The sequence below is a fragment of the Kosakonia sp. PSU_27 genome, assembly GCF_039409795.1.
GTDB lineage: Bacteria > Pseudomonadota > Gammaproteobacteria > Enterobacterales > Enterobacteriaceae > Kosakonia.
Window position 1 is genome coordinate 57010 of the sequence record NZ_JBCIVK010000011.1, and the last position, 26063, is coordinate 83072.

The window sequence follows — 26063 nt, forward strand, 5'->3', positions numbered from 1 at the left end:
ATTAATCTTCATCAAACCCTGCGTTAAACAGCGCAATCACCGCCGCCAGCGCTTCTTCTTCCTGCGGGCCGCTGGCCTCCACTTCAATTTGCCGGCCTTTCGCAGAATCCAGCATCAGCAGCGCAATCACGCTGCTGGCTTCTGCTTCGGTGCCTTCATCATTGCGCAGCAGCACTTCCGCATCGAAGCCCTGTACCAGTTCAAACAGTTTCATGGCCGGGCGCGCATGCATTCCCAGCTTATTGGTGATCTCAACGGTTTGTTTTACGGTCATGTTTTGCGTTTTTCCAGCGTACGGTGACGGGATTGAACGTTCTTACCGCGCGAGCGGAAATAATCCGCCAGTTGTTCGGCGACATAGACGGAGCGGTGTTTACCACCGGTACAACCGATGGCCACGGTCAGATAACTACGGTTGTTGGTCTCCAGCATCGGTAGCCACAACTCGAGATAACTGCGCGTCTGGTAGATAAAATTGTGCACTTCCGTATGTCTGTCGAGGAACGCCGCGACGGGTTTGTCGAGACCAGTCATCGGGCGCAATTTAGGATCCCAGTGCGGGTTCGGCAGGAAACGCACGTCAAACACGTAATCCGCATCGATAGGAATACCATGCTTGAAACCGAAGGATTCAAAAACCATGGTCAGCTCGCGTTCACGCTTACCTAACAGGCGCGTACGCAACATTTCTGCCAGCTCATGCACCGACATTTCCGAGGTGTCGACAATCAGATCCGCTCGTGAACGCAGCGGTTCCAGTAAGTTGCTCTCTTCGTCAATCGCGCTTTCAAGCGACAGATTTTTGCTGGAGAGCGGATGCAGACGACGCGTATCACTGTAACGGCGGATCAGCGTGTTGCGATCGGCATCGAGAAACAATAATTGCGGTGAAAAGGCGTCCGGCAGATTGCTCATCGCCTGTTCAAAAACTTCCGGTGACTCCGGCATATTTCGCACATCGATACTGACGGCAGCGGAAGTCTGACGCTCTGCAAGCGTCTGCGCCAGTTCCGGCAGTAGCACGACCGGCAGGTTGTCGACGCAATAAAAACCCATATCTTCCAGGGCGCGCAGAGCGACGGATTTCCCTGAACCCGAACGACCACTGACGATCATCAGGACCATTAACCATTTCTCCTCAGTACAACTGATAAAAAGGTTTCCTTCCCGTTACGCATCGTCGCTTTCACCTTCCGTCTGCGTGATGATTTGATACAGCTCTTCATCACTTTGCGCGCTGCGCAGGCGCCGACAGATAGTTTTGTCCGCCAGCCTTTTGGCGACCAGCGAGAGCGTATGCAGATGCGTTTTGGTTTGATCCGCTGGCACCAACAGGGCAAACAGCAGATCGACAGGCTGATTATCGATAGCGTCGAAGGCAATGGGCGTTTCGAGTTGCACAAAAACACCAACGGCGCGAAGCGTGTCTTCTTCAAGCTTACCGTGCGGAATGGCGATACCGTTTCCAATGCCGGTGCTGCCCATTTTCTCGCGCGTAAGAATCGCTTCAAAGACGACTTGTGGCGGTAAGCCTAACTGTTTTGCCGCCAGTTCACTGATGATTTCCAGAGCGCGTTTTTTACTCTGGCAGTGAACGCCGCTACGGGTACATTCCTGGTTAAGGACATTGCTCAATTGAAGAGCGGAATCGTTATTCATCATAATTTCACCTGAGCGACGCCAGAGCCAGTCACCCTACCGGGTTACGGTAGGGTGCAACGCGCCAGACGGACGCTCGGACAATTAGTGCTGTTTCAGTTTATCTTTATGCTTCGTGAGCTGCCGCGCCAGTTTATCTATCAAACCGTCGATAGCAGCGTACATATCCTGCCCTTCCGCGCTGGCATGCAACTCGCCGCCATTGACATGGAGCGTCGCATCCGAGGTGTGAGTCACTTTCTCCACTTTCAACACAATATAGACCTGATTAATCCTTTCGAAATACTGCTCAAGCTTGGCGAATTTATTGGTCACAAATTCACGCAGAGCATCAGTGATCTCGACGTTTTGTCCTGTGATGTTAAGCTGCATAGTGTCTTCCTTATCGGTTGGGTCAAACCAGCTGTTTACGCTGATTCGACGGCGGAATGGATAAAGATTCTCGATACTTCGCAACGGTACGCCGCGCCACCATAATTCCCTGATCGGAAAGCAGGGTCGTCAGCTTACTGTCGCTCAGCGGTTTTGCAGGGTTTTCTGCGGCGATCAATTTCTTCACCAGCGCGCGAATAGCGGTAGAGGAGGCTTCGCCACCACCTTCGGTATTGACGTGGCTGGAGAAGAAATACTTCAGCTCGAAAATGCCGCGAGGACTGTGCAGGTACTTCTGGGTCGTTACACGAGAAATCGTCGACTCGTGCATCTCGACGGCCTGGGCGATATCGGCCAGCACCATCGGTTTCATAAATTCTTCGCCTTGTTCAAAGAAGGCTTGCTGCTGCTCAACAATGCAGCGGCTAACGCGCAACAACGTATCGTTGCGGCTCTCCAGACTTTTGATCAACCACTTCGCCTCCTGCAAATTACTGCGGATGAACTGGTTATCGGCATCGTTACGTGCGCCGCCGCCCATCGAGGCATAATGCTGGTTGATTTGCAGACGTGGAATGCTGTCGGAGTTCAGCTCCACCGTCCAGCGACCGTTATGTTTACGTACCAGAACATCCGGAATCACATATTCCGGTTCGCTGGTCTGGATCGACTGACCAGGGCGCGGATCCAGAGACTGGATCAGATTTACCGCCTCTTTCAGCACCTCTTCTTTCAGCCGCGTCACGCGCATCAGGGTACGGAAATCGTGGTTGGCGAGCAGATCCAGATGATCGCTAATGATAAGGCGGGCTTCTTCGCACCACGGTGTCTCTTTGGTGAACTGCGAGAGCTGGATCAGCAGGCAATCGCGCAGATCCCGCGCGGCAACGCCAACGGGATCGAAGCGCTGAATGCGTTTAAGCACCGCCTCGACCTCATCAAGACCCACGTCATCATTGCCCATGCTCTCCAGCACTTCTTCCAGCGAAACGGTGAGATAACCTGTTTCGTCAACGGCATCAACAATGGAGGTTGCAATAGCACGATCGGTGTCAGAGAAGGGGGTCAGCCCTACCTGCCACATCAGATAATCCTGCAATGACTGCGTGGTTTCGCCCTGATAGATAGGCAATTCGTCGTCGATGTAGTCGTGGCTACTGCCGGAAGGGGTACCTGCGGTGTAAATTTCATCCCAGCTGGCATCCAGCGGCAGCTCATCCGGCATCTCTTTTTGTTCGAGAGCGTCAACGGTATCCAGACCGTCATTTTCCTGAACCTGCTTGCTATCGACTTCCTCATGAAGGTCAGTTTGTTCCAGCAATGGGTTACTCTCCAGCGCTTGCTGAAGTTCCTGCTGAAGTTCCAACGTGGACAACTGCAGCAGACGGATGGCCTGTTGCAGTTGTGGCGTCATGGCTAGCTGTTGGCTGAGCCTTAGTTGCAAACCTTGCTTCATATTCAGAGCAGCACTCTCCGACAAAAAACGTCAATAAACCCTACCCTATCAGAGTCTGAAGTCTTCCCCAAGATACACGCGCTTAACGTGTTCGTCTTCAAGGATTTGCTGCGGTGTTCCATGCGCAATGAGATGCCCCTGACTGACGATATAAGCACGCTCACACACTGCCAGCGTTTCACGAACATTATGGTCAGTAATCAGCACGCCCAGGCCGCTGTCACGCAGGTGCTCAATAATACGTTTAATATCGATAACCGAGATCGGGTCAACGCCGGCAAACGGTTCATCCAGCAGGATAAATTTCGGATTCGCCGCCAGCGCGCGGGCAATTTCCACACGGCGACGTTCACCACCTGAGAGCGATTGACCCATGTTGTCGCGCAGATGTTCAATGTGAAACTCTTCCATCAACTCATTGGCGCGATCTTCGCGTTGCTCTGAGGTCAGGTCATCGCGGATTTGCAGGACGGCCATCAGGTTGTCGTAGACGCTCAGGCGGCGAAAAATCGAGGCTTCCTGCGGCAGGTAACCAATACCGCGGCGCGCACGCGCATGCAGCGGCAGCAGACTGATATCTTCATCATCAATAATGATGTTACCCGCGTCACGCGACACAATGCCCACCACCATATAAAAGGTGGTGGTTTTCCCTGCGCCGTTAGGGCCAAGCAGCCCGACGATTTCGCCAGAGTTGACGGTCAGACTGACATCCTCAACTACGCGGCGGCCTTTATAAGCCTTGGCGAGATTCTTTGCAGTTAATGTTGCCATAACGAATTAGTTACTCTTTTTTTGCGCCGGAGCCGGGGTTTGTTTGTTGCTCTTATCCTGTAGCTGCGACGGAACCAGAACGGTGGTGACGCGTTTGCCTTTGTCGCTGAACGCCTGCATTTTCTGCTCTTTCACCAGATAGGTGATTTTGTCACCGGTGATATTGCTATCCAGCTGTTCCAGATAGGCGTTACCGGTCAGCACAACGAAATCTTTTTCCAGTTCGTAATGCATCTGCGAGGAGTGGCCCTTAACGGGTTTGCCATTGTCCTGCATTTGGTAAAACGTCGCCGGGTTGCCGTAACCGTCAATGATCTCTTTACCTTGCTGACCACCCGGACGGGTAACGACCACTTTGTCGGCATTAATTTTAATCGTCCCCTGGGTTACCACGACGTTGCCGGTGAAAGTCACGACATTACCCTGCATATCCAGCGACTGCTGATCGGAGTCGATATGGATAGGTTGATCGGTATCCCCGGTCACGGCGAGCGCCGGAAGCGCGGCGGCCAAAAGCGTGGTGGCCAATACAAGATTAAGGCTGCGTTTGTTTGTTTTGAATTTCATAGGAGCTTCTAACCTTTTCAATCAGCTCGGCGTTTTTGCTGCGTAAATTGCCGCGCATTTTCAGGCCGGTGGAATTAAATGTTGTACCGTACAACGTGACCTGATCATTCGAGGTAACATCCTGCGTTACCAGATTAATCTGGGCGTTATCCGTGGTGATTTTTCGCAGCTGGGCGTCCGCCGTCAGCGCATTGACTTCAACATGTCCATAAAGATAAAGCATTTTGTCATCGGTCAGCTTCGCTTTGTCTGACTTTATCGACCAGGTTGGAACCTTATTCTCGTCGAATGTTGTCAGTACGGGCTGCGCGAACCAACTCACACCTTCAGCAGAAAAGTATTCCACGTTCTGCGCGATAAGCCGGTAGTTAAGCGCCCCTTCCGGGCTATAAACTACCGTATCTGTATGTTGGCTTTTGTAAGTCGGGTCGGCATTGTTGGTGGCGACCGGATTCGCATCATCCTGAGCAGTCAGGTTGATCCCAATCAGGACCAGTGCGGCCAGCGCCAGCAGAATGATGACCCAACGTCTGGTTTTACTCATATCGATTGCCCTTTGGCCTCATCCAGCTTGCCCTGCGCCAGCAACAACAAATCACAGACTTCACGAACTGCGCCCCGGCCGCCATTAATGCGCGTAACGTAATCCACGCGCGAAAGCAGCAGCGGATGAGCATCGGCAACGGCAACGCTCAGGCCAATTTCCGCCATCACTGGCCAGTCGATCAGATCATCACCCACATAAGCAACCTGCTCTGGGGTAAGCGACAGCTTTGCCAGCAGCTCGCGGTAAGCGAGCAGTTTATCCGACTGACCTTGATACAAGTGCTTAATCTTTAGCGTTTCGCAGCGATCTTCCACAAGTTTAGCTTTTCGCCCGGTAATTATGGCAACCTCAATGTCGGAAGTGAGCGCACAACGGATCCCGTAGCCATCGCGCACATTAAATGCTTTCAGCTCTTCTCCGTTGTTGCCCATATAGATGAGCCCATCGGATAACACGCCGTCTACATCCAGAATCAACAGGCGTATTTTTTCCGCTTTCGCCATAACTTGCGTGCTTACCGGCCCATAACAGGTCACAAGCGACGCGCCAGCATTACTCATTCTTATGTCCTTCTTTACACTACGCCAGCGCGCAGTAAATCGTGCATATGTAACACACCCAGCAACTGGTCGCCATCGGCCACCAACACGGAGGTAATGTGCCGGGATTGCATCAGATTCAGCGCATCCACTGCCAGCGTGTTGGGACGTACCCGAACACCGCCGGGCGTCATGACGTCGGCAATGCCCATGCTGCGGACATCGCCGCCCATATCGAACACGCGGCGTAAATCGCCGTCGGTAAAGATGCCTTCAATTTTCATCAAATCATCGCAGATAACCGTCATGCCCAGGTTTTTACGCGTGATCTCAAGCAGTGCATCGCGCAGGCTGGCGTTTTTGCTGACATGGGGGATTTCGTCACCGGTGTGCATGATGTCATTGACGCGCAGCAACAGTTTGCGACCCAGTGCGCCGCCGGGATGTGATAAGGCGAAATCTTCCGCCGTAAAACCGCGCGCTTTCAGCAACGCGACCGCCAGCGCATCACCCATTACCAGCGCCGCCGTGGTGCTGGACGTGGGTGCCAGGCCCAATGGGCAGGCTTCTTTCGGAACCTTCACGCATAAATGGATATCTGCGGTGCGCGCCATGCTGCTTTCGGGGCGGCTGGTCATGCAAATCAGCGATACTTTTAATCGCTTCAGCACCGGGATCAAGGCGAGGATCTCGTTTGACTCTCCTGAGTTTGACAGCGCAATGACCACATCTTGCGGGCTGACCATTCCCAGATCGCCATGGGCCGCTTCGCCCGGATGCACAAAGAAAGAGGGGGTTCCGGTGCTGGCAAATGTGGCCGCCATTTTTCTACCGATATGGCCGGATTTGCCCATTCCCATTACCACCACTTTTCCGGCGCAATAGAACATTTTTTCGCACGCCTGCGTGAAGTCGGCGTTGATGTATTGATCCAGCTCTGCGAGGCCTTCACGTTCAATTTCCAGGACTTCTTTACCTGCTTGTTGAAAGTCAAAACCCGGCTGCAAATCTATTTGCGACATAATGCGTATCCGATTATCCAGTCAAAAGCGGCGACAGCCAGTAGAGCAGCGCCAGCCATACGATAAACCCGCCGAACAACAGTGCGCCGACGGCTCTGCTGATTTGCTTACGTCGCCAGCAAATCAGGGCAAAAAGGGCACTGACCAGCAACATCACGCCATAATCACGTGTAAAGGCCATCGGGTTAAAGTCGCCCGGCGCAATCAACGCGGGCAAACCCAGCACGATAGCAATGTTAAAAATGTTTGAACCAATAATATTGCCAATGGCGATATCGTCTTCGCCTTTGCGCGCACCAGCAATCGCTGTCGCCAGTTCAGGCAGGCCAGTACCGATAGCAATAACCGTCAGGCCAATTGTCAGCTCGCTTATAGCAAAGTAGTTCGCTACCACGGTTGCGTTATCCACCACCATACGTGTTGCCATCGGCATGATAATTAACGCTACGCCCAGCCAGAGGAACGCGACTGAAAGGCTGCCGTCTCGCGGTAGCTCCGCCAATTGCTCTCGGGTGAGACTGTCGTTGCCCTGGCGCTCGGCCAGGCGGGCAATTTTAACAATGAACACCAGCCATAGCACGGCTAATAACAGTAAAATAATGCCGTCAAAGCGGCTGAGGTGCCCATTGTACAACACCACGCCCGCCAGCAGACTGGCTACCAAGGTTAACGGTAATTCGCGGCGCAGAATATCGGAATGTACGGTAAAAGGGTGTAAAAGCGCGGCGACGCCGAGGATCAACAAGATATTCGTGATGTTAGAGCCGATCGCGGTGCCGATAGCCAGATCCAACTGACCATGCAGCGATGCGGCGACAGAGGTAATTATCTCGGGCAGCGAGGTACCGATGCTTACAACGGTCATGCCGATGATTAAAGGCGGTACGCCGAATGTGCGGCAAAGGATCGAAGCAGCGAACACCAGACGATCGGCACTGTAGACCACTAAGAGTAAACCAATTATCAATAGCGCCGTCGCTAAAAGCATCTAACGTCCTTTCTTCAGGTATAATCCGCCGGCTCGCAGGCTGCCATGCCGGGTAAAACCGGGTGTTCCGCGTAGCGTAATGATTCCTAATTTTGACTTTATGCGGCTCAAAAGTAAAACAAATGCCAGCTTTCGCTAACCTCAGCAGGTAATATTCTGTAAAAATGTTGGGTTCGTGATGTTATCAAGCGTCATGCTTGTGGCCGACGAGGCTTATAAGGAAGAGGAAATGAGCCAGACTGTGGCGAATTTGGTCGATGTTCGTGGCGTCAGCTTCTCCCGCGGCAGCCGCCCAATCTTTGACAATATTTCACTGACGGTACCGCGCGGTAAGATCACCGCTATTATGGGACCTTCAGGGATCGGCAAAACGACGCTCTTGCGTCTGATCGGTGGGCAAATTCCGCCTGACAGCGGTGAGATTTTATTCGATGGCGAAAACGTGCCAGAGATGACCCGTTCGCGTCTGTTCACCGTGCGCAAAAGAATGAGCATGCTGTTTCAGTCTGGCGCGTTGTTTACCGATATGAACGTTTTTGACAACGTTGCCTATCCTTTGCGGGAGCACACTCTGCTGCCCGAGCCGTTGTTGCGAAGCACGGTGATGATGAAGCTGGAAGCAGTAGGGCTGCGCGGTGCGGCGGACTTAATGCCATCAGAACTCTCAGGCGGTATGGCGCGCCGCGCCGCGCTGGCGCGAGCAATTGCGCTGGAGCCGGACCTGATCATGTTTGATGAACCCTTTGTGGGTCAGGACCCTATCACGATGGGCGTGCTGGTGAAGTTGATCTCCGAGCTGAATAGCGCGCTGGGCGTCACCTGTATTGTTGTTTCCCACGATGTTCCTGAAGTGCTGAGTATTGCTGATTACGCCTATATTGTGGCTGACAGGAAAATTGTCGCCCACGGAAGTGCGCAAGGGCTGCAAGAGAACAGCGATCCGCGCGTGCGTCAGTTCCTGGATGGTATTGCCGATGGCCCGGTTCCGTTCCGCTACCCTGCGGGTGATTATCAGACCGATTTATTAGAAACAGGGAGTTAAGACGCTCATGCTGCTAAATACACTGGCATCGCTTGGGCACCGCGGGATCAAAACGATCGCAACGTTCGGGCGCGCCGGTTTGATGCTTTTTAATGCGGTGGTGGGTAAACCCGAATTCCGCAAACACGCGCCGCTGCTGGTTCGCCAGCTCTATAATGTCGGCGTACTGTCGATGCTCATTATTATTGTTTCCGGCGTGTTTATTGGCATGGTGCTCGGTCTGCAGGGATACCTGGTATTGACCACCTACAGCGCCGAAACCAGTCTTGGCATGCTGGTGGCGCTGTCGCTGCTGCGTGAGTTGGGGCCGGTTGTCGCCGCGCTGTTATTCGCTGGCCGTGCGGGTTCTGCGTTGACGGCTGAGATTGGCTTGATGCGCGCGACCGAGCAGCTTTCCAGTCTCGAAATGATGGCGGTTGATCCGCTGCGGCGCGTCATTTCGCCGCGATTTTGGGCGGGAGTCATCTCGCTACCGCTGTTGACCATTATCTTTGTCGCTGTCGGTATTTGGGGCGGTTCGCTGGTTGGCGTTAACTGGAAAGGTATCGATACGGGCTTTTTCTGGACCGCGATGCAAAACGCCGTCGAATGGCGGATGGATCTGGTTAACTGTCTGATTAAAAGCGTGGTGTTTGCCATCACCGTAACCTGGATTGCGCTGTTCAACGGTTACGATGCAATCCCGACTTCCGCCGGGATTAGCCGGGCGACAACACGTACCGTTGTGCACTCCTCGCTGGCCGTACTCGGTCTTGATTTTGTGCTCACCGCACTGATGTTTGGGAATTGAGTTCATGCAAACGAAAAAAAGTGAAATTTGGGTAGGCGTTTTTCTCCTGCTGGCGCTGCTGGCGGCACTCTTTATCTGCCTGAAAGCGGCGGATGTCGCCTCCATGCGTACCGAGCCGACTTACCGTATCTATGCCACCTTTGACAACATTGGCGGTCTGAAAACACATTCGCCGGTAAGAATTGGCGGTGTGGTGGTCGGGCGCGTTGCTGATATCTCTCTTGATCCCAAAACCTATCTGCCGCGTGTCGCGCTGGATATTGAAGAACGTTACAACCAGATCCCGGATACCAGCTCACTGGCGATCCGCACTTCCGGGTTGTTAGGTGAACAGTATCTGGCGCTGAACGTTGGTTTTGACGATCCTGAAATGGGAACTTCTATGCTTAAAGAAGGAAGCACCATTCAGGACACCAAGTCCGCCATTGTGCTTGAGGACCTTATCGGACAATTCCTTTACAACAGTAAAGGCGGCGACAATAAGAATTCAGGCGATGCGGCAGCCCACGATGCAGGGAATACTCAAGCCGCACCGTCTGCTGGCCAGACGAATTAATGAGGAGAATTGACGCATGTTTAAACGTCTATTAATGGTTGCCCTGCTGGTGATTGCGCCGCTGGGGGCCGCGATGGCGGCCGATCAAGCTAACCCCTACGCCGCAATGAAAGACGCGGCACAGAAAACCTTTGATCGCCTCAAAAATGAGCAGCCGAAAATCCGTGCGAACCCGGATTACCTGCGCGATGTAGTCGATCAGGAACTGCTGCCTTATGTGCAGGTTAAATACGCCGGTGCGTTGGTGCTGGGCCGTTATTATAAAGAAGCGACCCCGGCGCAGCGTGAAGCCTATTTCGCTGCCTTTCGCGAATACCTGAAACAGGCTTACGGCCAGGCGCTGGCGATGTACCACGGTCAAACCTATCAGATTGCCCCGGAGCAGCCGCTGGGCGATGCGACGATTGTGCCGATCCGCGTGACTATCATCGATCCGAATGGTCGTCCGCCGGTGCGTCTGGATTTCCAGTGGCGTAAAAACACGCAGAACGGCAACTGGCAGGCTTACGACATGATTGCCGAAGGGGTGAGCATGATCACGACCAAACAGAACGAATGGAGCGATCTGCTGCGTACCAAAGGTATCGACGGTTTAACCGCCGAGCTGCAATCTATTTCCCGCCAGAAAATTACCCTGGACGAGAAAAAGCAATGACAGCCAGTCTAAGCTGGTCACGCGAGGGAGAGTGCCTGAAACTGGTTGGTGAACTGGATCAGGATCTCTTAAACCCGCTGTGGGATGCGCGCGTGGAGGCGATGAACGGGGTAACCTGCATCGACTTACATGGCGTGTCACGCGTTGATACTGCTGGTGTCGCGCTGCTGGTTCATCTGGTGGCGCAGGGCAAAAAACAGGGCAGCAATGTTGTGCTTGCCGGGGTGAGTGAGAATGTTTCCACCCTCGCTGCGCTCTATAATTTGCCGCAGGATGTATTGCCTCACTAATTTTTTCAATGCGTTACTACTTAAAGCCCCGTCCTTTATATTGATGGGGCTTTTTGCTTGTTTAAGCCGACGCCACTTTCCTCTAAGATGTGTGACTGTTTTCACTATTAGATGATATTTACACCCATGGAAAATCATGAAATTCAGACGGTGCTGATGAACGCACTCTCTCTCCAGGAAGCCCACGTCACTGGCGATGGCAGTCACTTTCAGGTTGTCGCTGTGGGTGAGATTTTTGACGGCATGAGCCGGGTCAAGAAACAACAGACCATTTATGGCCCGCTGATGGAATACATCGCAGACAACCGTATCCATGCCCTGTCGATCAAGGCTTACACTCCGGCGGAGTGGGCGCGGGATCGCAAACTTAACGGCTTTTGAGCGCAGGGGATAAACCCACTGCGCGTGTGAATTCTTAACAGAGATCAGATGAATGGATAAGTTTCGTGTACAGGGGCCGACGCGTCTCCAGGGCGAAGTGACAATTTCAGGCGCGAAAAACGCCGCGCTGCCGATTCTTTTTGCCGCGTTGCTGGCGGAAGAACCGGTTGAAATCCGTAACGTTCCGAAACTGAAAGATATCGATACCACCATGAAGCTGCTCAGCCAGTTGGGCACCAAGGTGGAACGCAATGGATCCGTATGGATCGATGCGGGTGACGTCAATGTTTTCTGCGCACCTTACGAGCTGGTGAAAACCATGCGCGCATCTATTTGGGCGCTGGGGCCGTTGGTTGCGCGTTTCGGTCAGGGGCAGGTATCTCTGCCTGGCGGTTGCGCGATTGGCGCGCGTCCGGTGGATCTGCACATTAGCGGTCTGGAACAACTGGGCGCGGAGATCAAGCTGGAAGAGGGCTACGTCAAAGCTTCCGTTAACGGGCGTCTGAAAGGCGCGCATATCGTGATGGATAAAGTAAGCGTTGGCGCGACAGTAACCATTATGTCTGCTGCGACGCTGGCGGAAGGCACGACCATTATCGAAAACGCCGCCCGTGAGCCGGAAATTGTTGATACGGCAAACTTCCTCAATACCCTCGGTGCAAAAATCACCGGTATGGGAACCGATCGCATCACCATCGAAGGGGTGAAACGTCTGGGCGGTGGTGTTTATCGCGTCCTGCCTGATCGTATCGAAACCGGGACTTTCCTGGTCGCGGCAGCGATCTCTGGCGGTAAAATTGTTTGCCGTAACGCTCAGCCGGATACGCTGGATGCGGTGCTGGCTAAGCTACGCGATGCTGGTGCGGATATTGAGGTTGGCGAAGACTGGATTAGCCTTGATATGCATGGTAAGCGTCCGAAAGCAGTGAATGTGCGCACAGCTCCGCATCCGGGGTTCCCGACCGATATGCAGGCGCAATTTACGCTGCTGAACCTGGTGGCTGAAGGTACGGGCGTTATCACCGAGACTATCTTCGAAAACCGTTTCATGCATATTCCTGAACTGATCCGTATGGGAGCTCACGCAGAGATCGAAAGCAATACAGCGATTTGCCACGGCGTAGAAAAGCTCTCCGGTGCGCAGGTCATGGCAACCGATTTACGCGCTTCTGCAAGCCTTGTGCTGGCGGGTTGTATTGCGGAAGGGACCACCATTGTTGATCGTATCTATCATATCGATCGAGGCTACGAGCGTATTGAAGATAAACTCAGTGCGCTTGGCGCGAACATTGAGCGCGTCAAAGGCGAATAAGCCTGTCTGCTGAACTGTAAGAAGGGAGCCTCGGCTCCCTTTTTTTCTATCGCCAGTTCTGGCAAACAAGGGGAGGTGCTACTTGCATGACCGCTTATTTTTCCTCCTTTTTTTTCCTGATCAGCTTCGTCTTATCAATAAATTCGTGGGTGACGGGATCATGGTAACGTGACGGCCAGATAACCCAGGGATCGGTATCCAGCGCACGAGCAATAATCAATTCCCCTTTTGGCCAGGAGCGTGTCAGGGCATTAGCGAGGGTCGATGAGCTTAACCCGTTTTTACGGGATTCAGCAGCCAGCGATGTTCCTTTCTTACGCAGTCCGGCAATGATATCAGCCTGGTGCCAGTCCATTAATTTTGTTTCCATAACATCTCCCTGATAGAAAATAGGTGTCAATTATTTACGCCAACAACGCTACTTACTATACGCATACGGGAGCGTTTGTTCTGAAAAGCTCATGTAATATTTTGCGTTTTAGGATTATGACAAGGCTTGATATTACTGGTTATTTTTCATTTTAAGGGGATTTAAAGAAACTTATTGGAACTTTCCCGCGGCAATGCGCGGGAAGCTGGAAAGATTAACGATCGCGCTGAACGGCGATGTGGGCAAGACCGACCAACGCGTCGCGCCACGGTGAATCCGGTAGAACTTGTAGAGCGGCAATGGCCTTATCCGCTTCTTCTTCCGCACGGCGACGCGTCCATTCCAGTGAACCGCAGGCAGCCATTGCTTCCAGAACAGGCTCCAGAAGGTGTCGGCCGTTTCCTTGCTCGATAGCTTCGCGGATCATCTGTGCTTGTTCTGGTGTGCCGTTATGCATGGCATGTAACAACGGTAACGTCGGTTTGCCTTCATTCAGGTCATCGCCGGTGTTTTTGCCGAGCGTTTCACCGTCCGCGCTGTAATCAAGCAAATCGTCGATAAGCTGAAAAGCGGTTCCCAGATAGCGACCGTAATCCTGCAACCCTTTTTCCTGCGCTTCGGTGCAACCAGCCAGCAAGCCGGAACACTGAGCCGCCGCTTCAAACAGACGTGCGGTCTTGCTATAAATGACGCGCATGTAGTTTTCTTCAGTGATATTTGGGTCGTTGACGTTCATCAACTGCAGGACTTCGCCTTCAGCAATCACGTTTACGGCTTCTGACATCACTTCCAGCACTTTCAGCGAGCCGAGGCTGGTCATCATCTGGAAAGCGCGGGTGTAGATAAAATCACCGACCAGTACGCTCGCTGCGTTGCCAAAGGCCGCATTAGCGGTGGCTTTGCCGCGACGCATGTCGGACTCGTCCACAACATCGTCATGGAGAAGTGTCGCGGTGTGAATAAATTCGATTAATGCGGCAATAGTGACGTGCAAATTGCCCTCATAGCCAACGGCTCGCGCCGCCAACACGGCAATCATCGGACGGATGCGTTTGCCGCCGCCGCTTACGATGTAATAACCCAACTGGTTGATTAACTGAACATCCGAGTTGAGTTGTTGCAGAATCGTCGCGTTTACACCCGCCATGTCGTGCGCGGTTAACTCATTGATTTTTTCTAAATTCATCGCAAAAGCCGGGCTTTCAGTCCTGTTTACCACATAGCAAAATGGGATAACAAAGGGTTACGGGTTAGAATAGTATTGTTGATTGTACTGAAAAAATGCGCCAGATAAACGTTACCTTACGCGTTGTGTTTTTTTTCTGCATGGAGTGACGATCACTCTTGTCAAAGGCTAGCAATTTGCGTAATATTCGCGCCCTATTGTGAATATTTATAGCGCACTCTGAATTGATCAGAATATGTGCGCGGAAGCGGAGTTTTATATGTACGCGGTTTTCCAAAGTGGTGGTAAACAACACCGAGTAAGCGAAGGTCAGACCGTTCGCCTGGAAAAGCTGGACATCGCAACTGGCGAATCTGTTGAATTCGCAGAAGTTCTGATGATCGCAAACGGTGAAGAAGTCAAAATCGGCGTTCCTTTCGTTGATGGCGGCGTAATCAAAGCTGAAGTTGTTGCTCACGGTCGTGGCGAGAAAGTTAAAATCGTTAAGTTTCGTCGTCGTAAACACTACCGTAAGCAGCAGGGCCACCGTCAGTGGTTTACTGATGTGAAAATTACTGGCATCAGCGCCTAAGACCTGAGGAGTAGATTTAAATGGCACATAAAAAGGCTGGCGGCTCAACTCGTAACGGTCGCGATTCAGAAGCTAAACGTCTGGGCGTAAAACGTTTCGGCGGTGAAGCAGTTCTGGCAGGTAGCATCATCGTTCGTCAACGTGGCACCAAATTCCACGCTGGTTCTAACGTAGGTTGCGGCCGTGACCACACTCTGTTCGCTTTGACTGACGGTAAAGTTAAGTTCGAAGTTAAAGGCCCGAAAAACCGTAAATTCATCAGCATCGTTGCTGAATAAGTTTTTCGCGTCCCGGTAACGGAAGAAAGCCCCGCAACACGTTGCGGGGCTTTTTACATTAGAAGTCCGGTAAATTCTGGCAGGTAATACGGGCATGAAACAGCAGGCAGGCATCGGTATTGCGCTGGCGCTCACAACCGCGATGTGCTGGGGCGCGTTACCCATCGCCATGAAGCAGGTGCTGGAAGTGATGGAACCGCCAACGGTGGTTTTTTATCGCTTTTTGATGGCGGGAATCGGCCTTGGTTTGATTCTCGGCTGGAAAAAAAAACTGCCCCCGCTGCATCTTTTTCGCAAGCCGCGCTGGTTAGTTTTGTTGGCCATTGCCACAGGTGGGCTGTTCGGAAATTTCATCCTCTTCAGTTCTTCCCTGCAATACGTTAGCCCGACGGCTTCGCAGGTGATTGGTCAACTTTCGCCTGTGGGCATGATGATTGCCAGCGTTGTTATTCTCAAAGAGAAAATGCGCGGCACCCAGGTTATCGGTGCGTTGATGCTTATCTGTGGTCTGGTGATGTTTTTTAATACCAGCCTAGTGGAGATTTTTACCCGCCTGACAGATTACACCTGGGGCGTGATTTTTGGTGTCGGAGCAGCCACGGTTTGGGTGAGTTACGGCGTCGCGCAAAAAGTGTTATTACGGCGCCTGGCCTCCCAGCAGATCCTCTTTTTGCTGTACACTTTGTGTACAATTGCGTTATTGCCGCTGGCAAAACCCGCCGTGCTGCTTCAGTTAAGTAACTGGCAGCTGGCTTGCCTGGTGTTTTGTGGCCTTAATACACTGGTGGGTTACGGCGCGCTAGCGGAAGCGATGGCTCGCTGGCAGGCGGCGCAAGTGAGCGCATTAATCACGCTGACGCCGCTCTTTACGCTGTTTTTTTCAGATTTATTATCAATGGCCTGGCCCGATGTTTTCGCCAGACCGATGTTAAACCTTATCGGTTATCTCGGTGCGTTTGTCGTGGTTGCGGGCGCGATGTTTTCCGCTATTGGCCATCGTCTTTTGGGACGCTGGCGTAATCGCGAAGTGGTCGCCACTGTGCCCCGCTCAGGCGAATGAGTTACGGAGAGTAAAATGAAGTTTGTTGATGAAGCTACGATCCTTGTCGTGGCAGGTGATGGCGGTAACGGTTGTGTGAGCTTCCGCCGCGAAAAATATATCCCGAAAGGCGGCCCAGATGGCGGCGACGGTGGTGACGGCGGTGATGTCTGGCTGGAAGCGGACGAAAACCTTAATACCCTGATTGACTACCGTTTTGAAAAATCTTTCCGCGCCGAACGCGGGCAGAATGGCCAGAGCCGCGACTGTACAGGGAAACGCGGAAAAGATATTACGGTGAAAGTACCGGTCGGTACGCGTGTTATCGATCAGGGCACCGGCGAAACGATGGGCGATATGACTAAACATGGTCAGCGCCTGATGGTCGCGAAAGGTGGCTGGCATGGTCTGGGCAACACGCGGTTTAAATCCTCGGTTAACCGTACGCCTCGTCAGAAAACCATGGGCACGCCGGGCGATAAGCGTGACCTGCAGCTGGAACTGATGTTGTTGGCCGATGTGGGTATGCTTGGTATGCCAAACGCAGGCAAATCAACCTTTATTCGCGCGGTATCGGCTGCAAAACCAAAAGTGGCTGATTATCCGTTTACCACGCTGGTGCCAAGCCTTGGCGTTGTCCGTATGGATAACGAAAAGAGCTTTGTGGTTGCCGATATTCCGGGATTGATCGAAGGGGCTGCTGATGGCGCAGGCCTTGGGATCCGTTTCCTGAAACATCTGGAGCGCTGCCGCGTCTTGCTGCATCTGATCGATATTGATCCGATCGATGGTTCCGATCCGGCTGAAAATGCCCGTGTCATCATCGGCGAACTGGAAAAATACAGCGAGAAGCTTGCTGCCAAACCGCGTTGGTTGGTATTCAACAAAATCGATCTGATGGATAAAGCGGAAGCAGAAGCGAAAGCAAAAGCCATCGCTGAGGAGCTGGGTTGGGAAGATAAATTCTACCTTATCTCAGCGGCCAGCCAGCAGGGCGTTAAAGATCTGTGCTGGGACGTGATGACCTTTATCATCGAAAACCCGATCACCCAGGCGCAGGAAGAGCAGCAGCCTGAGAAAGTCGAGTTTATGTGGGACGATTATCATCGCCAGCAGCTTGAAGAAGCTGAAGTGGTAGAAGATGACGAAGAGTGGGATGACGACTGGGACGAAGACGACGAAGAAGGCGTCGAGTTCATCTACAAGCGTTAATCGCTGCGATTTCCCCGGCTGCACGGGGAATATTGCCAGCAAAAATGCCGGGTTAGCACACGCTACCCGGCATTTTTGTTAGTTGTTCTGGTAGATATCTTTGTACAGCCGGCTTTCAAAACGCACCAGTGGAATGCGGCGATTACGCTGATCCGCCGGTTCGACAGCATAACCAGAGAGATACTGCACGAAAGCCATCCGCTGACCGCTCGCAGTGGTGATAAACCCGGCCAGGTTATACACGCCCTGCAAAGAGCCTGTTTTGGCCGAAACTTTGCCGTCTACACCCGCTTCATGCAGGCCAGCGCGATACTGCAGGGAGCCATCATAGCCTGCCAGCGGCAGCATTGAGATAAAATTGAGCTCGGTGTCATGCTGCGCAATGTATTGCAGAACTTGCATCATCGTGGCGGGTGCCAGCAGGTTATGTCGCGACAGGCCGGAACCATCAGCGATGATCGTATTACCGAGATCGACACCAGCCTGCTGGCGCAGGATCTGCCGTACTGCATCCGATCCTGCTCGCCACGTCCCCGGTACACCAAAGCGCGCGTGACCAATCATACGAAACACCGTGTCAGCGATCATATTGTCTGATTTTTTCAGCATCTGCTTTAGCAGATCGTGAAGCGGTACCGACTGCTTGCTGGCAATGACAGTGCCGGCCTGGTTCTCCTGCGTTTGGCGCAACAATGTACCGGTATAAGTGATACCGGCATCGTTCAATTCCGCTTTCAGAATCGCACCGGCGTAGCTTGCTCCGTCCTGAATGGCGAAAGCCAGAGGGAGTGGGTCGGCGCGTTGCGGCAGGCATCCTGTTAGCGTAAAGCGATTTAAATCGCCCGGGACGACATCAAGTTCGCAATACTGCGCCTCTGCGGAACCGCGAGCGAGCGTGCGGACCTGGCTGAACATATTCACTGGATAATAATTAGCGATGCGGATATAGGCCAAATCGCCCGGTTTTTGCGCGCTGTAGAGCGAAATAGAGAAGCAGTTGCGATCGACAATTGCCGCAGCAGGTGGTGCGCTAAAGCATTGCGTCATGTCGTTCCACGGCCAGCCTGGCGCTTTATCATGACTGGCAAAAATAGAGGTATCGACCAGCACGTTACCTTCGATTTTCTGCACACCCGACTTTTTCAGCGCCGCGACCATATTGCGAATATCCTGACGTTTTAGCGTCGGATCGCCGCCAAATCGTGCAATTAAGTCACCTTTTAATGTACCGTTCTCAACAGAACCTTTGCTTTCCAGCGTGGTTGTAAAGCGAAAGTCCGGCCCAAGCTGCAACAGTGCCGCCAGCGCGGTGATAACCTTCTGCGTGCTGGCTGGCAGCGCCATTTGTTTACCGTGGTAATCAATTTCTGGCACTTGAGCGCCGACTTTTTGCACCATCAGCGCCAGGTTCGCACCATCCGGCAGTTGGTTTATGTATTCGTCTACATTCGCGGCCTGAACGTTCAGGGCTATACTTGTGGTCAATCCGATGATAAAGCTGGAAAATCGCATAATCTCGCGCTAGGAAGCAGTAAACAAGCCGTCATACTACGGCGCAACGACCCGGAAAGTAAACGATGACCCATAGTGAACTTCCGGGTAAAATACGTATCAAATTGAAAAATTGCGCTGACCTGGGGCTTTGTCCCCGGGTCAGTTTTCTTTTGCTCCTGCCCGACGGTATATGCCGGTGTACGGGGGAGGTAGATCAGATGGGGTGGGTTACCGCTCCCTACAGGAATGTTTAAGAGGTATAACAATGCAAGCTATTCCGATGACCTTACGTGGTGCCGAAAAATTGCGCGAAGAGCTGGAATTTCTGAAATCCGTTCGTCGCCCTGAAATCATCGCCGCCATCGCGGAAGCCCGCGAACATGGCGATCTGAAAGAGAATGCGGAATATCACGCAGCGCGCGAGCAGCAAGGCTTCTGCGAAGGGCGAATTAAAGATATTGAAGCAAAACTGTCTAATGCACAGGTGATCGACATTTCTAAAATGCCGAAAAGCGGTCGTGTCATTTTTGGTTCTACTGTTACGGTATTGAACCTCGATAATGACGAAGAGCAGACTTATCGCATTGTTGGCGATGATGAAGCCGACTTTAAACAGAACCTGATTTCAGTCAACTCGCCTATTGCCCGCGGCCTGGTAGGTAAAGAGCAGGACGATGTGGTGGTGATTCGCACGCCGGGCGGCGAAGTGGAATATGAAATCATCAAAGTGGAATATCTTTGATCGCTGCCTTCGCGTCGATTGTTGACGGATTGTAAAGAAAAGAAAAAGGCCGCGCTGCGGCCTTTTATGAATTCCGGGAGCGTGGCATTTTGCACGTCTGCTGGCGGAAACCCCTCGTTTTACACAGATTTTGTGTTCAATTCAGGATATCCTTAGCGTGGCAGCGAAATTTTACGCTCCGCGGTTGGGCGATAAAGCACCAGCGTTTTACCGATGACCTGTACGTTGCAGGCGCCGGTTTCGCGAACGATAGCTTCCACGATCAAGGTCTTAGTTTCTCTGTCTTCAGAGGCAATTTTCACCTTGATAAGTTCATGGTGCTCTAGCGCTTGTTCAATCTCGGCCAGTACCCCTTCGGTCAAACCATTATTGCCAAGCATAACTACCGGCTTGAGCGGATGTGCCAGACCTTTCAGGTGCTGTTTTTGTTTAGTACTCAGATTCATCGTATATTTTGCTTACGTTGGGATTGAAAACGGGTCATTCTACCGCCATCTCCACTGTATCGCCAAATTGCGCGTCGAAATTTCTCGATGTCGACGATGAACCCGGATGGAAAGTTAAATGACAGGTAAAAAGCGTTCTGCCAGTTCGAGCCGCTGGCTTCAGGAACACTTTAGCGATAAATATGTTCAACAGGCGCAGAAAAAAGGGTTGCGTTCCCGTGCCTGGTTTAAACTTGATGAAATACAGCAAAGTGACAAACTTTTTAAGCCGGGTATGACGGTCGTCGACTTGGGCGCAGCCCCTGGTGGATGGTCGCAATATGCGGTCACGCAGATTGGTGGTAATGGTCGTATCATCGCTTGTGATCTTTTACCGATGGATCCAATCGTTGGTGTGGACTTCCTTCAGGGCGATTTTCGTGATGAATTAGTTCTGAAAGCGTTACTGGATCGCGTTGGCGACAGTAAAGTTCAGGTTGTCATGTCAGATATGGCACCGAATATGAGCGGTACGCCTGCTGTTGATATACCCCGTTCCATGTATCTGGTGGAGCTGGCGCTGGAGATGTGCCGTGATGTGTTGGCGCCTGGCGGAAGTTTTTTAGTGAAAGTGTTCCAGGGCGAAGGTTTCGATGAGTATCTCACCGAAATTCGCTCCCTGTTTACGAAGGTTAAAGTGCGTAAACCGGACTCTTCACGTGCGCGTTCACGTGAAGTGTATATTGTAGCGACCGGGCGAAAATGATACCCCGTCGATTTCGGCCTCTGGTTTGAAAGAGATGGGTTATGTTGTATCCTGACGCTGTTTTTAACACAGTTGTAATATGAGGTTAATCCCTTGAGTGACATGGCGAAAAACCTAATACTCTGGCTGGTCATTGCCGTCGTGCTGATGTCAGTATTCCAGAGCTTTGGGCCCAGCGAGTCGAATAGCCGTAAGGTGGACTATTCTACCTTCCTGCAAGAGGTCAACCAGGACCAGGTTCGCGAAGCGCGTATCAACGGACGTGAGATCAACGTTACCAAGAAAGATAGTAACCGTTACACGACTTACATCCCTGTCCAGGATCCGAAACTGCTCGACAACCTGGTGACGAAAAACGTCAAAGTTGTCGGTGAACCGCCGGAAGAGCAGAGCGTGCTGACGACCATCTTTATCTCATGGTTCCCGATGCTGCTGCTGATTGGGGTCTGGATTTTCTTTATGCGTCAGATGCAGGGCGGCGGTGGCAAAGGTGCCATGTCGTTCGGCAAGAGCAAGGCGCGTATGCTTACGGAAGATCAGATCAAAACGACTTTCGCTGACGTTGCCGGTTGCGACGAAGCAAAAGAAGAAGTTGGCGAACTGGTTGAATATCTGCGTGAGCCGAGCCGTTTCCAGAAACTGGGCGGTAAAATCCCGAAAGGCGTCCTGATGGTCGGTCCTCCGGGTACGGGTAAAACGCTGCTGGCGAAAGCGATCGCCGGTGAAGCGAAAGTACCGTTCTTCACCATTTCCGGTTCTGACTTTGTAGAAATGTTCGTTGGTGTCGGCGCATCTCGCGTACGCGACATGTTCGAACAAGCGAAGAAAGCAGCACCATGCATTATCTTCATCGATGAAATCGACGCCGTAGGCCGTCAGCGTGGTGCGGGTCTTGGCGGTGGTCACGATGAGCGTGAACAGACGCTGAACCAGATGCTGGTTGAAATGGATGGTTTCGAAGGTAACGAAGGTATTATCGTTATTGCCGCGACGAACCGTCCGGACGTACTCGACCCAGCTTTGTTGCGTCCGGGTCGTTTTGACCGCCAGGTTGTTGTCGGTCTGCCGGACGTTCGCGGCCGTGAGCAGATCCTGAAAGTCCATATGCGCCGTGTGCCGCTGTCCCCTGATATTGATGCGGCAATCATCGCACGCGGGACGCCAGGCTTCTCCGGTGCCGATTTGGCGAACCTTGTCAACGAAGCCGCGCTGTTTGCCGCTCGTGGCAACAAACGCGTTGTGTCGATGGTCGAGTTTGAAAAAGCGAAAGACAAAATCATGATGGGTGCGGAACGCCGCTCCATGGTGATGACCGAAGCGCAGAAAGAGTCCACGGCATACCACGAAGCAGGCCATGCGATTATTGGTCGTCTGGTGCCGGAACACGATCCGGTGCATAAAGTGACGATCATTCCGCGCGGCCGTGCGCTGGGTGTGACGTTCTTCCTGCCGGAAGGTGATGCGATTAGCGCCAGTCGTCAGAAACTGGAAAGCCAGATTTCAACGCTGTACGGTGGCCGTCTGGCAGAAGAGATCATCTATGGCGTTGAACATGTTTCTACCGGTGCGTCGAACGATATTAAAGTCGCGACCAACCTGGCACGTAACATGGTCACCCAGTGGGGCTTCTCCGACAAACTCGGTCCGCTGCTTTACGCGGAAGAGGAAGGCGAAGTATTCCTCGGCCGTAGCGTTGCAAAAGCGAAACATATGTCCGATGAAACCGCACGAATCATCGACCAGGAAGTGAAATCGCTTATTGAACGTAACTACAATCGCGCACGTCAGTTGCTCAATGAAAATATGGATATTCTGCATGCGATGAAAGATGCTCTGATGAAATATGAGACCATCGATGCACCGCAGATTGATGACCTGATGTCACGTCGTGATGTTCGTCCGCCAGCAGGTTGGGAAGAACCTGGCACGAACAACTCTGACAATAATGGTACGCCGCGAGCGCCGCGTCCGGTCGATGAACCGCGTACGCCAAACCCGGGCAATACCATGTCAGAACAGCTGGGCGACAAATAAGTATTTGCGCTGATGATCTGCTTTTAATGAAAACCCCGGGGCTTGCTCCGGGGTTTTTCTTTTAATTTCTAACTGCCACAACCTCAGGATTTTTAGTCATGAAACTCCATGCTCAGGGCTCAACACTGGATTTGTCACATCCCCATGTAATGGGCATTCTCAATGTAACGCCGGATTCTTTTTCTGATGGCGGTGCACATAACACATTGATTGAGGCGGTAAAGCACGCGAACCTGATGATCAATGCGGGAGCGACAATTGTGGATATCGGCGGGGAATCGACGCGTCCTGGGGCGGCCGATGTTAGCGTAGAAGAGGAACTTGAACGCGTAATCCCGGTGGTTGAAGCTATTGCACAGCGTTTTGAGGTATGGATTTCCGTCGATACATCAAAACCAGAGGTGATTCGTGAATCGGCGCGAGTAGGTGCACATATCATTAACGATATCCGCTCATTAACAGAACCTGGCGCACTGGAAGCAGCCGTGCAAACCGGGTTACCGGTTTGCCTGATGCATATGCAAGGCCAGCCAAAAAACATGCAGGAAGCGCCGAAATATGATGATGTGTTTGCCGACGTGAATCGCTTTTTTAGCGAACATATAGCACGATGCGAGCGGGCCGGGATCGCAAAAGAGAAATTGTTGCTCGACCCGGGATTCGGTTTCGGTAAAAATCTTTCCCACAATTATACATTGCTTGCCCGCCTGGCTGAGTTTCATCATTTTGGCTTACCTCTGCTGGTTGGAATGTCGCGTAAGTCGATGGTAGGCCAGCTACTCAATGTCGGTCCCTCCGAGCGGTTAAGCGGTAGTCTGGCTTGCGCAGTGATCGCGGCAATGCAAGGCGCGCACATTATTCGTGTTCACGATGTAAAAGAAACAGTAGAAGCTATGCGGGTGGTAGAAGCCACGCTGGCAGCGAAGGAAAACAAACGCTATGAGTAATCGTAAATATTTTGGCACCGATGGTATTCGCGGCCGCGTTGGCGACGCACCGATCACCCCTGATTTTGTGCTTAAGCTGGGTTGGGCTGCCGGGAAAGTACTGGCGCGTCATGGATCGCGTAAGATCATCATTGGTAAAGATACCCGTATTTCGGGTTATATGCTGGAATCAGCGCTGGAGGCCGGGCTTGCGGCGGCTGGTCTTTCTGCCTCCTTTACCGGGCCAATGCCAACGCCGGCGGTAGCTTACCTCACGCGCACATTTCGCGCAGAAGCGGGAATTGTAATTTCGGCTTCGCATAACCCTTTCTATGACAATGGCATCAAATTTTTCTCTATTGACGGTACAAAATTGCCGGATGCGGTAGAAGAGGCGATTGAAGCCGAGATGGAAAAAGAGCTGACCTGTGTCGACTCCGCTGAGCTGGGTAAAGCTAGTCGCATTGTTGATGCCGCAGGACGATATATTGAGTTTTGCAAAGCAACCTTCCCCAATGAATTAAGTCTTAACGGCTTAAAAATCGTTGTTGATTGCGCTAATGGCGCAACTTATCACATTGCCCCGAGCGTCTTTCGCGAATTAGGCGCGAAAGTCATAGCCATTGGGTGTGAACCAGATGGTGTGAACATCAACGAAAAATGTGGTGCGACGGACGTGGCAGCGCTGCAGCAGCGCGTTCTGGTTGAGAAAGCCGATTTGGGCATTGCCTTTGATGGCGACGGTGATCGCGTCATTATGGTCGATCATGAGGGTAACAAGGTCGATGGCGATCAAATCATGTATATCATTGCCCGCGAGGGGCTGCGCCAGGGGCAGCTGCGCGGTGGCGCAGTTGGCACACTCATGAGCAATATGGGGCTTGAACTGGCGCTTAAGCAACTGGGCATTCCCTTTGCGCGCGCGAAAGTTGGCGACCGTTATGTGCTGGAAAAAATGCAGGAGAAAGGCTGGCGTATCGGTGCTGAAAACTCCGGCCATGTAATATTGCTGGATAAAACGACGACCGGAGACGGTATCGTGGCCGGTTTGCAGGTGGTTGCCGCAATGGTGCGTAACCACATGTCTCTGCATGATTTGTGCAGCGGTATGAAAATGTTCCCGCAGGTGCTGGTGAATGTGCGTTTTACCGCAGGCATTGGTGATCCGCTGGAAGACGAGACGGTTAAGACGGTGACGGCAGAAGTGGAAGCGACGCTGGCTGGCCGCGGTCGTGTGTTGTTGCGTAAATCCGGTACTGAGCCATTAATTCGCGTCATGGTAGAAGGTGAAGACGAGGCGCAAGTGACCTCGCTGGCGAATCGCATCGCCGACGCGGTTAAGGCTGTAAAATAGCGCGATAAGTGCTTAAAAAGGCGGCTGTTGCCGCCTTTTTAATAGCCCGGGATCGCAATTTTGCTGTTTTTTTCCGCACTTGATAAAATGCACTTAAATTGCCCTTGCGAAGGTCATTCGCTTTGGTTAGTATTCACACCCGCTTCAGTGGGAAAGCAATAAACATCCCACTTTTATTGGTTTGAAGCATTGGCTGCGGCAACCCCGCAAGGAACAGGTTGATTATGTACGAAGCTCTTTTAGTTGTTTTCCTTATTGTAGCGCTGGCTCTTGTTGGCCTGATAATGCTGCAGCAAGGTAAAGGCGCTGACATGGGAGCCTCCTTTGGCGCTGGCGCGTCCGGTACGCTGTTCGGTTCAAGTGGTTCTGGTAACTTCATGACCCGTACGACTGCTGTGCTGGCAACACTGTTCTTTATTATTAGCCTTGTGCTGGGCAACATTAACAGCAATAAAACCAATAAAGGAAGCGAGTGGGATAATCTGAGTGCACCGGCTAAGAGTGAACAAACTCAGCCTGCAGCTCCGGCGCAGCCGACCAGCGATATCCCGCACTAAGAAGTAAGTCGTGCCGAGGTGGTGGAATTGGTAGACACGCTACCTTGAGGTGGTAGTGCCCGATTGGGCTTACGGGTTCAAGTCCCGTCCTCGGTACCAATATTCCGGAAAAAAGACATCGTAAGATGTCTTTTTTTTTGCCTGTTATTGACTACACTG

Annotated in this window: 32 protein-coding genes and 1 tRNA gene; 18 read left to right on the top strand and 15 right to left on the bottom strand. The window is 52.3% G+C overall.

What is annotated here, in order from left to right; translation table 11 throughout:
- Nucleotide 1: 1 nt before the first annotated feature.
- From npr to AAIG26_RS22200, 11 genes are all read right to left on the bottom strand, one after another.
- Nucleotides 2-274 (bottom strand): PTS phosphocarrier protein NPr, encoded by a 273-nt coding sequence (gene npr / locus AAIG26_RS22150; RefSeq protein ID WP_007369893.1) that lies wholly within the window; start codon nucleotides 272-274, stop codon nucleotides 2-4.
- Complete coding sequence (gene rapZ, locus AAIG26_RS22155; RefSeq protein WP_020455446.1) at nucleotides 271-1125, bottom strand: RNase adapter RapZ; 855 nt, start codon at nucleotides 1123-1125, stop codon at nucleotides 271-273. Before rapZ ends, npr begins: the two co-directional genes overlap by 4 nt.
- A 45-nt stretch (nucleotides 1126-1170) precedes the next feature.
- Nucleotides 1171-1662 carry a PTS IIA-like nitrogen regulatory protein PtsN gene (gene ptsN / locus AAIG26_RS22160; RefSeq protein ID WP_017457319.1) on the bottom strand — a complete coding sequence of 164 codons (492 nt, stop codon included), beginning with the start codon at nucleotides 1660-1662 and terminating at the stop codon, nucleotides 1171-1173.
- Nucleotides 1663-1743: 81 nt separating this feature from the next.
- Nucleotides 1744-2031 (bottom strand): ribosome hibernation promoting factor, encoded by a 288-nt coding sequence (gene hpf / locus AAIG26_RS22165; RefSeq protein ID WP_020455445.1) that lies wholly within the window; start codon nucleotides 2029-2031, stop codon nucleotides 1744-1746.
- A gap of 22 nt (nucleotides 2032-2053) precedes the next feature.
- Nucleotides 2054-3487 carry an RNA polymerase factor sigma-54 gene (rpoN, locus tag AAIG26_RS22170; RefSeq protein WP_343181501.1) on the bottom strand — a complete coding sequence of 478 codons (1434 nt, stop codon included), beginning with the start codon at nucleotides 3485-3487 and terminating at the stop codon, nucleotides 2054-2056.
- A 48-nt stretch (nucleotides 3488-3535) separates the two neighbouring features.
- Nucleotides 3536-4261, bottom strand: coding sequence for an LPS export ABC transporter ATP-binding protein (gene lptB / locus AAIG26_RS22175; RefSeq protein ID WP_017457322.1), 726 nt, complete (start codon nucleotides 4259-4261; stop codon nucleotides 3536-3538).
- A 6-nt stretch (nucleotides 4262-4267) separates the two neighbouring features.
- The gene (gene lptA / locus AAIG26_RS22180; RefSeq protein ID WP_017457323.1) at nucleotides 4268-4828 is read right to left on the bottom strand and encodes a lipopolysaccharide ABC transporter substrate-binding protein LptA; all 561 of its coding nucleotides are present in this window, start codon (nucleotides 4826-4828) and stop codon (nucleotides 4268-4270) included.
- Nucleotides 4797-5372 (bottom strand): LPS export ABC transporter periplasmic protein LptC, encoded by a 576-nt coding sequence (gene lptC / locus AAIG26_RS22185; RefSeq protein WP_020455443.1) that lies wholly within the window; start codon nucleotides 5370-5372, stop codon nucleotides 4797-4799. The genes lptA and lptC overlap by 32 nt, the downstream gene beginning before the upstream one ends.
- Nucleotides 5369-5935: a 3-deoxy-manno-octulosonate-8-phosphatase KdsC gene (gene kdsC / locus AAIG26_RS22190; protein ID WP_343181503.1), complete on the bottom strand. Its 567-nt coding sequence runs from the start codon at nucleotides 5933-5935 to the stop codon at nucleotides 5369-5371. The genes lptC and kdsC overlap by 4 nt, the downstream gene beginning before the upstream one ends.
- A gap of 14 nt (nucleotides 5936-5949) precedes the next feature.
- Nucleotides 5950-6936 (bottom strand): arabinose-5-phosphate isomerase KdsD, encoded by a 987-nt coding sequence (gene kdsD / locus AAIG26_RS22195; protein WP_343181505.1) that lies wholly within the window; start codon nucleotides 6934-6936, stop codon nucleotides 5950-5952.
- A 13-nt stretch (nucleotides 6937-6949) separates the two neighbouring features.
- On the bottom strand, nucleotides 6950-7924 hold the full coding sequence (locus tag AAIG26_RS22200; protein WP_343181507.1) for a calcium/sodium antiporter: 975 nt from the start codon (nucleotides 7922-7924) through the stop codon (nucleotides 6950-6952).
- Between the two features lie 229 nt (nucleotides 7925-8153).
- Here AAIG26_RS22200 and mlaF point away from each other — a divergent pair, with 229 nt between their 5' ends.
- From mlaF to murA, 7 genes are all read left to right on the top strand, one after another.
- A complete protein-coding gene (gene mlaF / locus AAIG26_RS22205) occupies nucleotides 8154-8966 on the top strand; it encodes a phospholipid ABC transporter ATP-binding protein MlaF (RefSeq protein ID WP_017457328.1) in 813 nt (270 codons plus the stop codon).
- 7 nt (nucleotides 8967-8973) lie between these two features.
- Nucleotides 8974-9756, top strand: coding sequence for a lipid asymmetry maintenance ABC transporter permease subunit MlaE (gene mlaE / locus AAIG26_RS22210; protein ID WP_020455439.1), 783 nt, complete (start codon nucleotides 8974-8976; stop codon nucleotides 9754-9756).
- A 4-nt stretch (nucleotides 9757-9760) separates the two neighbouring features.
- Nucleotides 9761-10312 (top strand): outer membrane lipid asymmetry maintenance protein MlaD, encoded by a 552-nt coding sequence (gene mlaD / locus AAIG26_RS22215; protein WP_020455438.1) that lies wholly within the window; start codon nucleotides 9761-9763, stop codon nucleotides 10310-10312.
- A 16-nt stretch (nucleotides 10313-10328) separates the two neighbouring features.
- Nucleotides 10329-10967 (top strand): phospholipid-binding protein MlaC, encoded by a 639-nt coding sequence (gene mlaC / locus AAIG26_RS22220; RefSeq protein ID WP_343181508.1) that lies wholly within the window; start codon nucleotides 10329-10331, stop codon nucleotides 10965-10967.
- On the top strand, nucleotides 10964-11257 hold the full coding sequence (gene mlaB / locus AAIG26_RS22225; protein WP_045512665.1) for a lipid asymmetry maintenance protein MlaB: 294 nt from the start codon (nucleotides 10964-10966) through the stop codon (nucleotides 11255-11257). The genes mlaC and mlaB overlap by 4 nt, the downstream gene beginning before the upstream one ends.
- A gap of 126 nt (nucleotides 11258-11383) precedes the next feature.
- Nucleotides 11384-11638, top strand: a complete 255-nt coding sequence (ibaG, locus tag AAIG26_RS22230; RefSeq protein WP_017457333.1) for a BolA family iron metabolism protein IbaG — start codon at nucleotides 11384-11386, stop codon at nucleotides 11636-11638.
- Nucleotides 11639-11690: 52 nt separating this feature from the next.
- Nucleotides 11691-12950 (top strand): UDP-N-acetylglucosamine 1-carboxyvinyltransferase, encoded by a 1260-nt coding sequence (gene murA, locus AAIG26_RS22235; protein WP_020455435.1) that lies wholly within the window; start codon nucleotides 11691-11693, stop codon nucleotides 12948-12950.
- Nucleotides 12951-13044: 94 nt separating this feature from the next.
- Here murA and sfsB read toward each other — a convergent pair whose 3' ends face one another.
- Nucleotides 13045-13320: a DNA-binding transcriptional regulator SfsB gene (gene sfsB / locus AAIG26_RS22240; protein ID WP_020455434.1), complete on the bottom strand. Its 276-nt coding sequence runs from the start codon at nucleotides 13318-13320 to the stop codon at nucleotides 13045-13047.
- A 214-nt stretch (nucleotides 13321-13534) separates the two neighbouring features.
- Complete coding sequence (ispB, locus tag AAIG26_RS22245; RefSeq protein WP_020455433.1) at nucleotides 13535-14506, bottom strand: octaprenyl diphosphate synthase; 972 nt, start codon at nucleotides 14504-14506, stop codon at nucleotides 13535-13537.
- Nucleotides 14507-14765: 259 nt separating this feature from the next.
- Between ispB and rplU the strand changes: the two genes are divergently transcribed.
- From rplU to cgtA, 4 genes are all read left to right on the top strand, one after another.
- Nucleotides 14766-15077 (top strand): 50S ribosomal protein L21, encoded by a 312-nt coding sequence (gene rplU, locus AAIG26_RS22250; protein WP_003025032.1) that lies wholly within the window; start codon nucleotides 14766-14768, stop codon nucleotides 15075-15077.
- Between the two features lie 20 nt (nucleotides 15078-15097).
- Nucleotides 15098-15355, top strand: coding sequence for a 50S ribosomal protein L27 (gene rpmA / locus AAIG26_RS22255; RefSeq protein WP_017457338.1), 258 nt, complete (start codon nucleotides 15098-15100; stop codon nucleotides 15353-15355).
- A 94-nt stretch (nucleotides 15356-15449) separates the two neighbouring features.
- Entirely contained in the window at nucleotides 15450-16415 is a 966-nt protein-coding gene (locus AAIG26_RS22260; protein ID WP_313627772.1) for a DMT family transporter, read from the top strand.
- A 15-nt stretch (nucleotides 16416-16430) separates the two neighbouring features.
- On the top strand, nucleotides 16431-17606 hold the full coding sequence (gene cgtA / locus AAIG26_RS22265) for an Obg family GTPase CgtA (protein ID WP_343181510.1): 1176 nt from the start codon (nucleotides 16431-16433) through the stop codon (nucleotides 17604-17606).
- A gap of 78 nt (nucleotides 17607-17684) precedes the next feature.
- Here cgtA and dacB read toward each other — a convergent pair whose 3' ends face one another.
- A complete protein-coding gene (gene dacB, locus AAIG26_RS22270; protein WP_343181511.1) occupies nucleotides 17685-19118 on the bottom strand; it encodes a serine-type D-Ala-D-Ala carboxypeptidase in 1434 nt (477 codons plus the stop codon).
- Nucleotides 19119-19365: 247 nt separating this feature from the next.
- Between dacB and greA the strand changes: the two genes are divergently transcribed.
- Nucleotides 19366-19842, top strand: coding sequence for a transcription elongation factor GreA (gene greA / locus AAIG26_RS22275; protein ID WP_017457342.1), 477 nt, complete (start codon nucleotides 19366-19368; stop codon nucleotides 19840-19842).
- Nucleotides 19843-19994: 152 nt separating this feature from the next.
- Here the strand turns inward: greA and yhbY are convergent, their stop codons facing one another.
- The gene (yhbY, locus tag AAIG26_RS22280; RefSeq protein ID WP_007369919.1) at nucleotides 19995-20288 is read right to left on the bottom strand and encodes a ribosome assembly RNA-binding protein YhbY; all 294 of its coding nucleotides are present in this window, start codon (nucleotides 20286-20288) and stop codon (nucleotides 19995-19997) included.
- A gap of 118 nt (nucleotides 20289-20406) precedes the next feature.
- Here yhbY and rlmE point away from each other — a divergent pair, with 118 nt between their 5' ends.
- The 6 genes from rlmE to AAIG26_RS22310 all read left to right on the top strand — a co-directional run bounded on the left by rlmE (nucleotide 20407) and on the right by AAIG26_RS22310 (nucleotide 26003).
- Nucleotides 20407-21033 (top strand): 23S rRNA (uridine(2552)-2'-O)-methyltransferase RlmE, encoded by a 627-nt coding sequence (gene rlmE, locus AAIG26_RS22285; protein WP_020455430.1) that lies wholly within the window; start codon nucleotides 20407-20409, stop codon nucleotides 21031-21033.
- A 102-nt stretch (nucleotides 21034-21135) separates the two neighbouring features.
- Nucleotides 21136-23067 carry an ATP-dependent zinc metalloprotease FtsH gene (gene ftsH / locus AAIG26_RS22290; RefSeq protein ID WP_017457344.1) on the top strand — a complete coding sequence of 644 codons (1932 nt, stop codon included), beginning with the start codon at nucleotides 21136-21138 and terminating at the stop codon, nucleotides 23065-23067.
- 98 nt (nucleotides 23068-23165) lie between these two features.
- The gene (gene folP / locus AAIG26_RS22295) at nucleotides 23166-24014 is read left to right on the top strand and encodes a dihydropteroate synthase (protein ID WP_313627768.1); all 849 of its coding nucleotides are present in this window, start codon (nucleotides 23166-23168) and stop codon (nucleotides 24012-24014) included.
- On the top strand, nucleotides 24007-25347 hold the full coding sequence (gene glmM / locus AAIG26_RS22300; RefSeq protein ID WP_017457346.1) for a phosphoglucosamine mutase: 1341 nt from the start codon (nucleotides 24007-24009) through the stop codon (nucleotides 25345-25347). The genes folP and glmM overlap by 8 nt, the downstream gene beginning before the upstream one ends.
- Before the next feature lie 224 nt (nucleotides 25348-25571).
- Complete coding sequence (gene secG / locus AAIG26_RS22305; protein ID WP_020455428.1) at nucleotides 25572-25904, top strand: preprotein translocase subunit SecG; 333 nt, start codon at nucleotides 25572-25574, stop codon at nucleotides 25902-25904.
- A gap of 12 nt (nucleotides 25905-25916) precedes the next feature.
- Nucleotides 25917-26003: transfer RNA gene (locus AAIG26_RS22310), tRNA-Leu, on the top strand.
- Nucleotides 26004-26063 lie beyond the last annotated feature (60 nt).